Source organism: Streptomyces sp. NPDC029151, assembly GCF_055564315.1.
In genome coordinates this window covers 770,038-781,670 of record NZ_JBVHWQ010000002.1, presented here as the reverse complement: position 1 = coordinate 781,670, position 11,633 = coordinate 770,038, and the positions used below count along the sequence as shown (strand labels likewise).

Sequence of the window (11,633 nt, the reverse complement as noted above, 5' to 3'; positions counted from 1 at the left end):
TGATCGACGTACGGCGCGCCGCCGAGCGCTACCGCGGAGGGGACCCCGGGGCCGGGATCGACACCCGGCACGCCTTCTCCTTCGGCCCGCACTACGACCCGGACAACCTCCGCTTCGGCGCGATGATCGCCTGCAACGAGGAGCGGCTCGCCCCCGGTGCAGGTTTCGGCGAACACCCGCACAGCCACACGGAGATCGTGACCTGGGTCGTGGAGGGCGAGCTGACCCACCGCGACTCGGCCGGCCACGAGACGCGGGTCCGCCCCGGGGACGTCCAGCACCTCAGCGCGGCGGCGGGCGTCCGGCACGTGGAACGCAACGACGGGGACGTGCCGCTGACCTTCCTCCAGATGTGGCTGACGCCACGCGAGCCCGGCGGCGACCCCGCCTACGCCCTGGTCCCGGGCGCCGCCGGCGCGACGCCGTACGCGGTGCCGGCGGCGGGGGCGGTACTGCACGTACGGCGCCTCGGAGCCGGGGAGCGCGGTGTGGTCCCGGACGCCGCGTACCTGTACGTCCACGTGGTGCGCGGCGAGGTCCGGCTGGCCGCGGAGCGCCTCGGCCCCGGGGACGCGGCGCGGATCACCGGGGCCGAGGGGCTGGAAGCGGTGGCGGTGACCCGGGCGGAGCTGCTGCTGTGGGAGATGGCGCCGTAGTCCCGGAGTTCCAGCCGTAGCACCGGCCGCCGTGCGGCCGCGGGCCGGCCGCGCCGTTTCCCGCGGGCCGCCGCGGGGCGTTCCGCCTCAGCCCCGGACCTCCGCCAGCACCGCGTCCGTGAGGGCCGGCCACGCCTCGACCGCCCACGGGCCGAACGCGCGGTCGGTCAGGGCGATCCCGGAGACCCCCGCGTCGGGGTCGATCCACAGGAACGTACCGGACTGCCCGAAGTGCCCGAACGTGCGGGGCGAGGAGGAACTCCCCGTCCAGTGCGGGGTCTTCCCGTCGCGGATCTCGAAGCCCAGCCCCCAGTCGTTCGGGTTCTGGTGGCCGTACCCCGGCAGGACGCCCTTCCTCCCCGGGTACTGCACGGTCATCGCCGCCGCCACCGTCCGCGGGTCCAGCAGCCGCGGCGCCTGCACCTCCGCCGCGAACCGCAGCAGGTCCTCGACCGTCGACACCCCGTCCTTCGCCGGCGACCCCTCGAGCGACGTCGACGTCATGCCCAGCGGCTCCAGCACGGCCTGCCGCAGGTACTCGGCGAACGGAATGTCCGTCGCCTTGGCGATGTGGTCCCCGAGCTGCTCGAACCCGGCGTTGGAGTACAGCCGCCGCTCCCCGGGCGCGGCCGTCGCCCGGTGCTCGTCGAAGGCCAGCCCGGAGGTGTGCGCGAGCAGGTGCCGGACCGTCGACCCGGGCGGACCGGCCGGCTCGTCCAGCTCGACCGCCCCCTCCTCGTACGCCACGAGCGCCGCGTAGGCCGCCAGCGGCTTGGTGACGGAGGCGAGGGGGAAGCGGTGCCCGACGGGACCGTGCGTCCCCAGGACGGTTCCGTCGGCTCGTACGACACCCGCCGCGGCGGTGGGGACGGGCCAGTTCTCGATCAGCGCCAGGCTCTGCAACGACATGGGGCCGAGCCTATGCGGCTCACAGCAGCAGCCGCATCGACGGGTCGGGATCCCGCGTGAAGCCGAGCGAGGCGTACAGCGGCTCGGCCTCCGGCGAGGCGTTGAGCAGCACGTGTCCAACCCCCCGGGCCCGGAACCAGTCCAGCAGCTCCTCCATGCACGCGCGCGCGTACCCACGCCTGCGGGCGTCCGGGTCGGTCGCCACGCTGAAGACGTGCCCGACCCGGCCCCGCGGATTCCCGGCCTTGCCGATGCGGTACTCCACCGTCCCCGCGACCAGCGCGGCCAGTGCCCCTGGCCGCCCGGGGTGCTCCACGACGAACGCGGCGAAGTCCCCGTCCTCCTCCGCGAGCCGCTCCCGCAGCGTCGGCAGCGACTGCGCGTGCCACTCGGCCGCCTGGGAACCTTCCGCGCTCCACAGGGAGTCGATCATCACCTGGCGCAGACGCAGCACTTCCGCGCCGTCCTCGGGCCGGGCCCGGCGTACAAGACTCATGAGCCGCACGCTAACCAGCCGCCCCGGGCGCCGTCCTGCCGATTTCTTACCGGACCGGCTTGCCTGGAGTGCACTCCAAGGTCATAGCGTGGGGGCCATGACGGTGATGCAGACCCCGCCAGCGGCCACCGAGCGCGCCACCCCCGCCGACATCTGCTCCGCCCCGCCCCGGCGCCATCCGCGCCCCGACGGCCAGGACCGGTACACGATCAGCGAGGTCGTCGCGGTCACGGGTCTCACCGCGCACACCCTGCGCTGGTACGAGCGGATCGGCCTGATGCCGCACGTCGACCGCTCGCACACCGGCCAGCGCCGCTACAGCAACCGCGACCTGGACTGGCTGGACTTCGTGACCAAGCTGCGGCTGACCGGGATGCCGGTCGCGGACATGGTCCGGTACGCGGAACTGGTCAGGCAGGGCGACCAGACCTTCGCCGAACGCCGGCAACTGCTGGAGTCGACCCGCAGGGACGTGCTGAACCGCATCGCGGAACTCCACGACACCCTCGGCGTCCTCGACCGCAAGATCAGCTTCTACGCGGCCGAGGCGTGAGCACGCCGCGGGGACACGGGGAACCGCTCTAGAGCTCCGCCAGCAGTTCGGCCTTCTTCGAGGAGAACTCCTCGTCGGTGACCAGCCCCGCCTGGTGCAGCTCCCCGAGATGACGGATCCGCTCGGCGATGTCGGCCGGATCGCGGCGGGACACGGCCGGGGCCACCGGCACCGGCCCCCGCGACCGCACCGCGGCCAGCACCGCCGCGGCGAAGGGCAGCGACTCGTGCACCGGCCCGTACCCCAGCCCGAACACCACCGACGCCGGATCCTGGTCCGGCTGCGGGGAACGGGCGGAACCCTGATCGCGCGGCAGCAGCCGCAGATGCCCCTCGAAGAGCTCCGGCGACCGCCACTCCACCCCGCTCAGCCGCGCCACCGGGAAGCTCTGGTCACCGGCCTTCCACTTCGCCGAGGACGCCCCCGTCCAGGACCAGCGGAACTGCACGGACGTGCCGTCGAAGGACGCCTTCCCGTCGTACGCCTTGAACTGCAGCGGAGCGTCGGGCGCCGCCACCAGGTGCCGCTCGGCCGGACCGGACTCGGTCAGCAGCCCCTTCAGCTCGTCGGCGTAGTACTCGGCGAGGGTCTCCCGCTCGGCCGGCAGCACCAGCCGGTACGGGTCCGCGCCCTCCTTCAGCTGGCCGTCGGCCGCCTCCATCAGCGGATCCGCGCCGGGACGCGGCTCCAGGCGCAGGACGACCGTGCCGCGCCTGCCCGGGGCGAGGCTCACCCCCTCGACGGCGGACAGCGGAATCCGGCGCTCGCCGAGCGCCTGGAACAGCTTCGGTGTCCGAATCCCCCGTTCGTAACGGATGAGCACGGAGTCGGACTCGAACTCCCAGACGGCATGAAAACCCGCCAGTACGTCACCCATGCGGCTCATCGTATGCGGCACGTGCTCCTCCGTCGCCACCCGCGCAGACCGCACTTCCTGCTGTCTCTACGCGCGTCCGGCCGTCGTCGTGCCGGACAGACCGGACCGGCACGCATCGTTCTCCCGTGCGCACGTCACCTCGTCGTACGCGCCCACGCCGATGTCGGCGAGGTTGCGCAGGCTGTCCGTGCCGGGCTGGAAGTAACCGCTGTGGCCCTGGGCGTCCCGGGCCGACAGCACCCGCGCCCCGAACGCCGGGGACACCGGGTCGGCACCGTGGCCGAGACCGCCCAGCTCCAGGTACGGAACGTCCCGCACCCAGTCGCTGGCGTCCCGCATGGCCCACACCCGGGCCGTGGTGCCCAGACGGGAGGCGCCGGCGGCGCGCATCCCGGGACTCGCGGCCACCGCTATGTCGGCGACCCGGCGCGGCATCCCGCGCGCGGCCACACCGCAGACCACCGAGCCGTAGCTGTGACAGAACATCGACACCGGGGACCGGCCGGGCAGGGCGCGCAGCAGCGCGTTCAGCCGCACGGCGCCCTCCGCGGCGCGCAGGCCGGTGGCCGCGTCCACCCCGAGACCGTCCGGTGAGGTGTAGTCGGCCCAGGCGATCACCGCGGTACGGGTCGCGGGGCTCGCCGTGCGCTCGGCCGCGTACAGCGCCTTGGCCATGCCGACCGGGGCGCTGTACTTGCGGTACGTCCGCTGGAAGGTGAGCAGATCGGTGTCGACCCCGGGGACGACGACCGAGATCCGCTCGGCCCGGTCGAGGTCGCCGAACACCTCGGCGACCCGGCCCGAGCCCTCGGGGTCGAAGGCCAGGATGTGCCGGCCGGGGTCCCGCAGGGACGCGTAGCGCTCCATCCGGCGGGCCGCGTCCTGCTGGCCCGCGGTGCTGAGCCGGCTGTCGTGCAGGCGGGTGCGCTCGACCTTGCGGGCCTGGTCCAGCGCGATGCGGTTGGCCCGGTAGCGCAGCGAGGCGGGCGCGCCGTTCATGTTGCCGACCGCGAGCGGGTAGCGGTGGGCGAGACGGTCGCGCTCGCGCGGGGTCAGCGAGGCGAAGAAGCGGGCGAGGCGCGCCGGGGCGGCGTGGGGGTCCGGCAGGGGGAGGCCGTGGACGCGGCCGTGCTCCCACCGGGTGAGCGAGGCCTGCAGCGCCGTCGACTCCCGGTGGGTGCGCAGGGCGGTCCAGCCGGTCGTCGCGAGCATCACGAACACCACGGACAGCGCCAGCAGTGCGCGCCAGACGTTCAATGGCGGGGAGGTGTCGAAGGAAGTCACTGGGAGGACACACTAGGAGAACGGGACGGTCTCGCGGTAACCGAGTGACAGGGATCACGTTTCGTCGGTTACCGAACACGTTGCCGGTGATCTCCCCGACGATCTCAGCCGGCCCGCCAGTTTCCCGTGAGCGCCGAACCCACCTGGTCGAGGTACTCCGCGGTGAGCGTGCGGATCGATTCCAGGCCGAAGTCCTCGCTCGTGCACCACCGCCGCTCCGAGACGCGGATCACACCGCCGAAGACGGCCACCGCCAGCCGGGGCCGCGGATCGGCGTCCACGTCGACGCCCTCCCGCTCCGCCAGCACGCGCGCGAGGGTCTCCTCCGTCGCCGCCGACCGGCGCAGGTGGGCGGCGAGCAGCGCGGGCGTGGACTCGATGGTCCGGTACATGCGCAGGTACAGCTCGACCGGGACGACCGACTCGACGGTCTCGCGGATCGTGTCCCAGCCCTCCAGGAACGCCTGGCGCAGGGCCTTCATCGGCGCCTCGTGCGGCGGACGCGCGCGGACGGCCGCGACGAAGGCCGCCTCCGTCATCTTCTGCACCGCGAGGGCCACGTCCTCCTTGCCCGCGAAGTAGCGGAAGAAGGTGCGCTGGGACACGTCGACGGCCTCGGCGATCTCGTCGACGGTGGTCCGCTCGTACCCCTGGCTGGTGAACAGTTCGAGAGCGGCCCGCAGCAGCGACTCCCGCGTACGCCGCTTCTTGCGCTCCCGCAGCGTCTCCATGGCCTCCCTCTCCCGTGGCGATCTCGTGTCAGTAACCGACGAGTGAACTGGTTTGTCAACTGTCAGTCGCTGTCACTAGCCTGAGTGTATGACTAGTCAGACCACCATCGACGCGACAGGGCCGGGGGACAAAGCACCCGGCGCCCCGTCGGGGCCGCGGCCGTCCGCCGGCCTGCGCGGCCATCCGTGGCTCACCCTCATCACCGTCGCCGTAGGGGTCATGATGGTGGCCCTCGACGGCACCATCGTGGCCATCGCCAACCCGGCCATCCGCGACGACCTGGACGCGTCCTTCGCCGACGTGCAGTGGGTCTCCAACGCCTACTTCCTCGCCCTCGCGGTCACCCTGATCACCGCGGGCAAGCTCGGTGACCGCTTCGGCCACCGGCAGACCTTCCTCATCGGCGTGACCGGCTTCGCCGCCGCCTCCGGCGCCATCGGCCTGTCGGGCAGCATCGCCGCGGTCGTCACCTTCCGGGTGTTCCAGGGCCTGTTCGGCGCGCTGCTGATGCCGGCCGCGCTCGGCGTGCTGCGGGCCACCTTCCCGGCCGAGAAGCTCAACATGGCCATCGGCGTGTGGGGCATGGTGATCGGCGCGTCCACCGCGGGCGGCCCGATCCTCGGCGGTGTCCTCGTCGAGCACGTCAACTGGCAGTCGGTGTTCTTCATCAACGTGCCGGTCGGTGCCCTCGCGCTGCTCCTCGGCACGCTGATCCTCCTCGACCACCGGGCCGAGAACGCCCCGCGCTCCTTCGACCTGCTCGGCATCGCCCTGCTGTCCGGCGCGATGTTCTGCCTGGTCTGGGCGCTCATCAAGGCCCCGGCCTGGGGCTGGGGCGACGGTAAGACGTGGCTGTTCATAGCCGCGTCCGTGGTGCTCTTCGCCGTCTTCTCCTTCTGGGAGACGAAGGTCGCCGAACCGCTGATCCCGCTGAACCTGTTCCGCTCGGTCGCGCTGTCGGCGGGTGTCGTCCTGATGGTGCTGATGGCCATCGCCTTCATGGGCGGCCTGTTCTTCGTGACGTTCTACCTGCAGAACGTCCACGGGATGAGCCCGGTCAAGGCCGGTGCCCACCTGCTGCCGCTCACCGGCATGATGATCATCGGTTCGCCGCTCGCCGGCACCGCGATCACCAAGCTCGGCCCGCGCATCCCGCTCGCCTTCGGCATGGCGGTGACCGCGGTCGCGCTGTACGGCATGTCGACGCTGGAGGCCGACACCGGAAGCGGTGTGATGTCCCTCTGGTTCGCCCTGCTCGGCCTCGGCCTCGCGCCGGTCATGGTCGGCGCCACCGAGGTCATCGTCGGCAACGCCCCCATGGAGCTGTCCGGCGTGGCGGGCGGTCTCCAGCAGGCGGCCATGCAGATCGGCAGCAGCCTCGGCACGGCGGTGCTGGGCGCCGTGATGGCCTCCAAGGTCGACAGTGTCCTGCCGGGCAAGTGGGCGGACGCGGGGCTGCCGAAGCTGACCCCCGGCCAGCTGGACAAGGCCTCGGAGGCGGTCCAGGTCGGTGTGGCGCCCGTGACGAAGAGCATGCCGGAGCCGGTCGCCGCGAAGATCACCACCGTCGCGCACGACACGTTCCTCTCCGGCATGAGCCTCGCCTCCCTGGTCGCGGCCGGGGTCGCGCTGGTCGCCGTCCTCGTCGCGCTGTTCACCAAGCGGGGCGCGAACGCGGAGGCGGGCGCGGGCGTCGGCCACATCTGAGCGGCGGAGTTCCCCTATCAGGGTGACTCCGCTCAAGATCCCTCGCCCTCGGCGCGCGCCGCAGGTCACAGTGGGTCAAGTCCTCCGCAGGGCATGGGGGACGGACGGCCGCGGCGCGCGCTGCCGGAGGGGGGCGGCGCGCGCACGTCTGTCCCGGCGGAACCGGGGTACCCGCAGTCCGAAGCCGAACTGTCCGCAGACATCAGGGAGTTGATGATGGCAGGCTTCGGGCACGGAACGCGCGGGTACCCCCGGTCACGTGGCCGGACGTGGCAACGGACAGGGCCGGACCGTGCGACGCTCGGGATCATCGGCACGATCTGCGCGGTGGCCGGCTTCTTCGCGCTGGGCATCGTGCTGGGCCCGGTGGCGATGTTCTGCGGTTGGCAGGCGATGGGCCGCTCGTGGTCGAACGACCGCGACGTCCCCGCCCTGGTGGCCCTGATCCTGGGCGCGATCGACACCCTGCTGGCCGTCATCGCCCTGGCGGGCGCGGCGGCCTGGGGCCACGGTCTCCTGTAGCCGACAGCCCGTCCCGCCCCAGCGGCAGGTGCTCACGCGGCGACGGCCGCGTGGTGGCCGGCCGCGCGGCCGCGCGCCCCTCCTCGGGGCGCTCGGCGAGACGGGCCACCTCGGCCCGCAGCAGCCGTACCTCCTCGGTCAGCGCGCTGATCGCCTCCGTCTGACGGCGCTCCTCCACGTCGTCCTTCTCGAAGCGCGAGATGAACCACGCGGCGATGTTCGCGGTGACCACACCCAGCAGGGCGATTCCCGAGAGCATCAGCCCGACCGCGATCACCCGCCCGAGCCCGGTGGTCGGCGCGTGATCGCCGTACCCGACGGTCGTCATCGTCGTGAACGACCACCACACCGCGTCACCCAGCGTCCGGATGTTCCCGTGCGGTGACTCCCGCTCCACGGACAGCACGGCGAGCGACCCGAACATCAGCAAGCCGATCACGGCCCCGACGACGTACGTGGTCAGCCGGATCTGCGGTGCCATCCGCGCCCGCCGGCCCACCAGCAGCAGCGTCGACACCAGCCGCAGCAGCCGGAGCGGTTGCAGCAGCGGCAGGACCACCGCGCACAGGTCGAGCCAGTGCCGGCGTACGAACTCCTTGCGGTGCGGGGCGAGGGCCAGCCGGACCAGGTAGTCGAGGGCGAAGGCCCCCCACACCACCCACTCCACCGCCGTGCACGCGACCGTCAAAGAGCGGCCGGCGGAGGCGTCGACGATCGGCGCCGCGTACGCCACGGCGAAGGCCACCGCGAGCGCCAGCAACGGCCGCTGCGCATACCGCTCCCACCGCACCTGCGCCGAGCTCTGCTCCATGGGCGCAATGGTAAAGAAAGCTTAAGGGCAGCGCTCCGCGAGGGGCGCGGGGAACCGCGCGATCGGGCCCACCGACCCGCAGCTCCCCACGACCTCTGGTGGCCGAAGCCGAGAGCGGGGGAGGTTACGCGTCGCCGCCCGCCGCCCCCGGATCCGCCGCCGAGACGTCCAGCAGCCGGTACCGGTCGACGGCCTGCTTCAGCGCGGACCGGTCGACCTTGCCCTCGCGCGCCAGCTCCGTCAGCACCGCCACCACGATCGACTGCGCGTCGATGTGGAAGAAGCGGCGCGCGGCGCCCCGGGTGTCGGCGAAGCCGAAGCCGTCGGCGCCGAGGGACTGGTACGTGCCGGGCACCCAGCGCGCGATCTGGTCCGGAACCGACCGCATCCAGTCGGACACGGCCACGAACGGACCCTCCGCGCCGCCGAGCTTCCGTGTCACGTACGGCACCCGCTGCTCCTCCTCCGGATGCAGCAGGTTGTGCTCCTCGCACTCCACGGCCTCGCGGCGCAGCTCGTTCCACGAGGTCGCGGACCACACGTCCGCCTTGACGTTCCACTCCTCGGCGAGGATCCGCTGCGCCTCCAGGGCCCAGGGGACGGCCACGCCCGAGGCCAGGATCTGCGCCGGGACCGAGCCGCCGGTGCCCTCGCTGATGCGGTGGACACCCTTGACGATGCCCTCGACGTCCACGCCCGCCGGCTCCGCCGGGTGCTGGATGGGCTCGTTGTAGACGGTGAGGTAGTAGAAGACGTCCTCGCCGTGCGGGTGCTCGGGGGAGCCGCCGTACATCCGGCGCAGACCGTCCTGCACGATGTGCGCGATCTCGTAGGCGTACGCCGGGTCGTACGCCACGCACGCCGGGTTGGTGGACGCCAGCAGCTGGGAGTGGCCGTCCGCGTGCTGGAGGCCCTCGCCGGTCAGGGTCGTACGGCCGGCGGTCGCGCCGAGGACGAACCCGCGCGCCAGCTGGTCGGCCATCTGCCAGAACTGGTCACCCGTGCGCTGGAAACCGAACATCGAGTAGAAGACGTAGACGGGGATGAGCGGCTCGCCGTGGGTGGCGTACGCCGACCCCGCCGCGATCAGCGAGGCCGTGCAGCCCGCCTCGGAGATCCCGTCGTGCAGCATCTGACCGGTCGGCGACTCCTTGTAGGCGAGCAGCAGCTCGCGGTCGACCGACTCGTACTGCTGGCCCAGCGGATTGTAGATCTTCGCACTCGGGAAGAAGGAGTCCATGCCGAACGTGCGGTACTCGTCCGGCGCGATCAACACGAACCGCTTGCCGATCTCCTTGTCCCGCATGAGGTCCTTGAGCAGGCGCACAAAGGCCATGGTCGTCGCGATGGACTGCTGGCCCGTGCCCTTCTTCACGGTCGCGTACGTCTTGTCGTCCGGCAGGGCGAGGGGCTCGGAGCGGACGACACGGGTCGGGACGTAACCGCCGAGGCCCTTGCGGCGGTCGTGCATGTACTGGATCTCCTCCGAGTCCCGGCCCGGGTGGTAGTACGGCGGCGCGCCGGACTCCAGCTCCTTGTCGGAGATCGGCAGGTGCAGGCGGTCCCGGAAGCGCTTGAGGTCGTCGACCGTCAGCTTCTTCATCTGGTGCGTGGCGTTGCGGCCCTCGAAGTTCGGGCCCAGCGTCCAGCCCTTGACCGTCTTGGCCAGGATGACCGTCGGCTGGCCCTTGTGCTCCTTGGCCGCCTTGAACGCCGCGAAGATCTTGCGGTGGTCGTGGCCGCCGCGGCCCAGGTGCAGGATCTGGTCGTCGGTCATGTTCTCGACCATCGCGCGCAGCCGGTGGTCGTCGCCGAAGAAGTGCTCGCGGATGTACGCGCCGGTCTCGGTGGCGTACGTCTGGAACTGGCCGTCCGGCGTGATGTTCATCTTGTTGACCAGGATCCCGTCCCGGTCCTGGGCGAGCAGCGGGTCCCAGGTGCGGTCCCAGATCAGCTTGATCACGTTCCAGCCGGCGCCCCGGAAGACCGACTCCAGCTCCTGGATGATCTTGCCGTTGCCGCGCACCGGCCCGTCGAGGCGCTGGAGGTTGCAGTTGACCACGAAGGTCAGGTTGTCCAGACCCTCCCGGGCCGCGATGGACAGCTGGCCGAGCGACTCCGGCTCGTCCATCTCGCCGTCGCCGAGGAAGGCCCACACGTGCGACTTGGAGGTGTCCGCGATGCCCCGCGCCTGCATGTAGCGGTTCATCCGCGCCTGGTAGATCGCGCCGAGCGGGCCGAGGCCCATGGAGACCGTCGGGAACTCCCAGAAGTCGGGCATCGAGCGCGGGTGCGGATAGCTGGACAGGCCGTTCGGGTACGCCGACTTCTCCTGGCGGAAGCCGTCGAGCTGCTGCTCGGTGAGCCGGTCGAGCAGGTAGGCGCGCGCGTAGATGCCGGGGGAGGCGTGGCCCTGGAAGAAGACCTGGTCGCCGCCGTCGCCCTCGTCCTTGCCGCGGAAGAAGTGGTTGAAGCCGACGTCGTAGAGCGAGGCGGAGGAGGCGAAGGTGGCGATGTGGCCGCCGACGCCGATGCCCGGGCGCTGGGCGCGGGAGACCATCACGGCCGCGTTCCAGCGGGTCGCGTTCAGGATCCGGCGCTCGATCTCCTCGTTGCCCGGGAAGAACGGCTCGCTCTTGGTGGGGATCGTGTTGACGTAGTCCGTACTGCGCATCTCGGGCACGGCCACGCGCTTCTCACGGGCCCGCTCGATGAGGCGCAGCATGAGATAGCGGGCCCGCTCCCGGCCGCGCTCGTCTACGGCGGCGTCCAGGGAGTCGAGCCACTCCTGGGTTTCCTCGGGGTCGAAGTCAGGAACCTGACTCGGAAGGCCGCCAATGATGATCGGATTGCGATCGGATCCGGAAGCCACGCTGTTCCTTACCTGTCAGAGGCCAGTCACTGCACCTGCCTACACCGTTCCCCATCGTGTACCTCGAAACGGCGTACGTCATCTGTACCGGTCAAAACGCAACGATACGCCCGGGGTGTGACGTGCTTGGCAAATTTGTTCGAGCGACGTAAGCCCGGATGATTCCGAACCGTGCAAACCGGGCACAACGGTGTGATGTGGCGGGCGTGGAACC

At 71.5% G+C, this 11,633-nt stretch carries 11 protein-coding genes; 4 read left to right on the top strand and 7 right to left on the bottom strand.

Going from position 1 to position 11,633, the window contains the following annotated elements; genetic code table 11:
- Positions 1 to 2: 2 nt before the first annotated feature.
- Positions 3 to 656, top strand: a complete 654-nt coding sequence (locus tag ACZ4VF_RS11295) for a pirin family protein (protein WP_467925619.1) — start codon at positions 3 to 5, stop codon at positions 654 to 656.
- 87 nt (positions 657 to 743) lie between these two features.
- On the opposite strand, the gene ACZ4VF_RS11290 is transcribed toward ACZ4VF_RS11295, so the two are convergent.
- Positions 744 to 1,565: a serine hydrolase domain-containing protein gene (locus tag ACZ4VF_RS11290; RefSeq protein WP_467925008.1), complete on the bottom strand. Its 822-nt coding sequence runs from the start codon at positions 1,563 to 1,565 to the stop codon at positions 744 to 746.
- A gap of 19 nt (positions 1,566 to 1,584) precedes the next feature.
- Entirely contained in the window at positions 1,585 to 2,061 is a 477-nt protein-coding gene (locus ACZ4VF_RS11285; protein ID WP_467925006.1) for a GNAT family N-acetyltransferase, read from the bottom strand.
- Between the two features lie 97 nt (positions 2,062 to 2,158).
- On the opposite strand from ACZ4VF_RS11285, the gene ACZ4VF_RS11280 reads away from it, so the two are divergent.
- Positions 2,159 to 2,614, top strand: a complete 456-nt coding sequence (locus tag ACZ4VF_RS11280; protein ID WP_467925004.1) for a MerR family transcriptional regulator — start codon at positions 2,159 to 2,161, stop codon at positions 2,612 to 2,614.
- Positions 2,615 to 2,642: 28 nt separating this feature from the next.
- Here the strand turns inward: ACZ4VF_RS11280 and ACZ4VF_RS11275 are convergent, their stop codons facing one another.
- From ACZ4VF_RS11275 to ACZ4VF_RS11265, 3 genes are all read right to left on the bottom strand, one after another.
- Entirely contained in the window at positions 2,643 to 3,491 is an 849-nt protein-coding gene (locus ACZ4VF_RS11275; protein ID WP_467925002.1) for a DUF4429 domain-containing protein, read from the bottom strand.
- A 66-nt stretch (positions 3,492 to 3,557) separates the two neighbouring features.
- Positions 3,558 to 4,775 carry an alpha/beta hydrolase gene (locus ACZ4VF_RS11270; RefSeq protein ID WP_467925001.1) on the bottom strand — a complete coding sequence of 406 codons (1,218 nt, stop codon included), beginning with the start codon at positions 4,773 to 4,775 and terminating at the stop codon, positions 3,558 to 3,560.
- 104 nt (positions 4,776 to 4,879) lie between these two features.
- On the bottom strand, positions 4,880 to 5,506 hold the full coding sequence (locus ACZ4VF_RS11265; protein ID WP_467925000.1) for a TetR family transcriptional regulator: 627 nt from the start codon (positions 5,504 to 5,506) through the stop codon (positions 4,880 to 4,882).
- Between the two features lie 88 nt (positions 5,507 to 5,594).
- Here ACZ4VF_RS11265 and ACZ4VF_RS11260 point away from each other — a divergent pair, with 88 nt between their 5' ends.
- Together ACZ4VF_RS11260 and ACZ4VF_RS11255 are read left to right on the top strand one after the other, a co-directional pair.
- A complete protein-coding gene (locus ACZ4VF_RS11260) occupies positions 5,595 to 7,214 on the top strand; it encodes an MFS transporter (RefSeq protein ID WP_467924998.1) in 1,620 nt (539 codons plus the stop codon).
- A 213-nt stretch (positions 7,215 to 7,427) separates the two neighbouring features.
- On the top strand, positions 7,428 to 7,736 hold the full coding sequence (locus ACZ4VF_RS11255; protein WP_467924996.1) for a small hydrophobic protein: 309 nt from the start codon (positions 7,428 to 7,430) through the stop codon (positions 7,734 to 7,736).
- Here the strand turns inward: ACZ4VF_RS11255 and ACZ4VF_RS11250 are convergent.
- On the bottom strand, positions 7,690 to 8,547 hold the full coding sequence (locus tag ACZ4VF_RS11250) for a potassium channel family protein (RefSeq protein WP_467924994.1): 858 nt from the start codon (positions 8,545 to 8,547) through the stop codon (positions 7,690 to 7,692). The genes ACZ4VF_RS11255 and ACZ4VF_RS11250 overlap by 47 nt on opposite strands.
- Before the next feature lie 124 nt (positions 8,548 to 8,671).
- Positions 8,672 to 11,419, bottom strand: a complete 2,748-nt coding sequence (aceE, locus tag ACZ4VF_RS11245) for a pyruvate dehydrogenase (acetyl-transferring), homodimeric type (RefSeq protein ID WP_467924992.1) — start codon at positions 11,417 to 11,419, stop codon at positions 8,672 to 8,674.
- Between the last annotated feature and the right edge of the window lie 214 nt (positions 11,420 to 11,633).

Bases quoted from the DNA above. Each gene is read 5' to 3' on its own strand.
- ACZ4VF_RS11275 (WP_467925002.1), bottom strand. From the start codon at position 3,491: ATGGGTGACGTACTGGCGGGTTTTCATGCCGTCTGGGAGTTCGAGTCC.
- ACZ4VF_RS11280 (WP_467925004.1), top strand. From the start codon at position 2,159: ATGACGGTGATGCAGACCCCGCCAGCGGCCACCGAGCGCGCCACCCCC.
- ACZ4VF_RS11285 (WP_467925006.1), bottom strand. From the start codon at position 2,061: ATGAGTCTTGTACGCCGGGCCCGGCCCGAGGACGGCGCGGAAGTGCTG.
- ACZ4VF_RS11260 (WP_467924998.1), top strand. From the start codon at position 5,595: ATGACTAGTCAGACCACCATCGACGCGACAGGGCCGGGGGACAAAGCA.
- ACZ4VF_RS11290 (WP_467925008.1), bottom strand. From the start codon at position 1,565: ATGTCGTTGCAGAGCCTGGCGCTGATCGAGAACTGGCCCGTCCCCACC.
- ACZ4VF_RS11255 (WP_467924996.1), top strand. From the start codon at position 7,428: ATGATGGCAGGCTTCGGGCACGGAACGCGCGGGTACCCCCGGTCACGT.
- ACZ4VF_RS11250 (WP_467924994.1), bottom strand. From the start codon at position 8,547: ATGGAGCAGAGCTCGGCGCAGGTGCGGTGGGAGCGGTATGCGCAGCGG.
- ACZ4VF_RS11265 (WP_467925000.1), bottom strand. From the start codon at position 5,506: ATGGAGACGCTGCGGGAGCGCAAGAAGCGGCGTACGCGGGAGTCGCTG.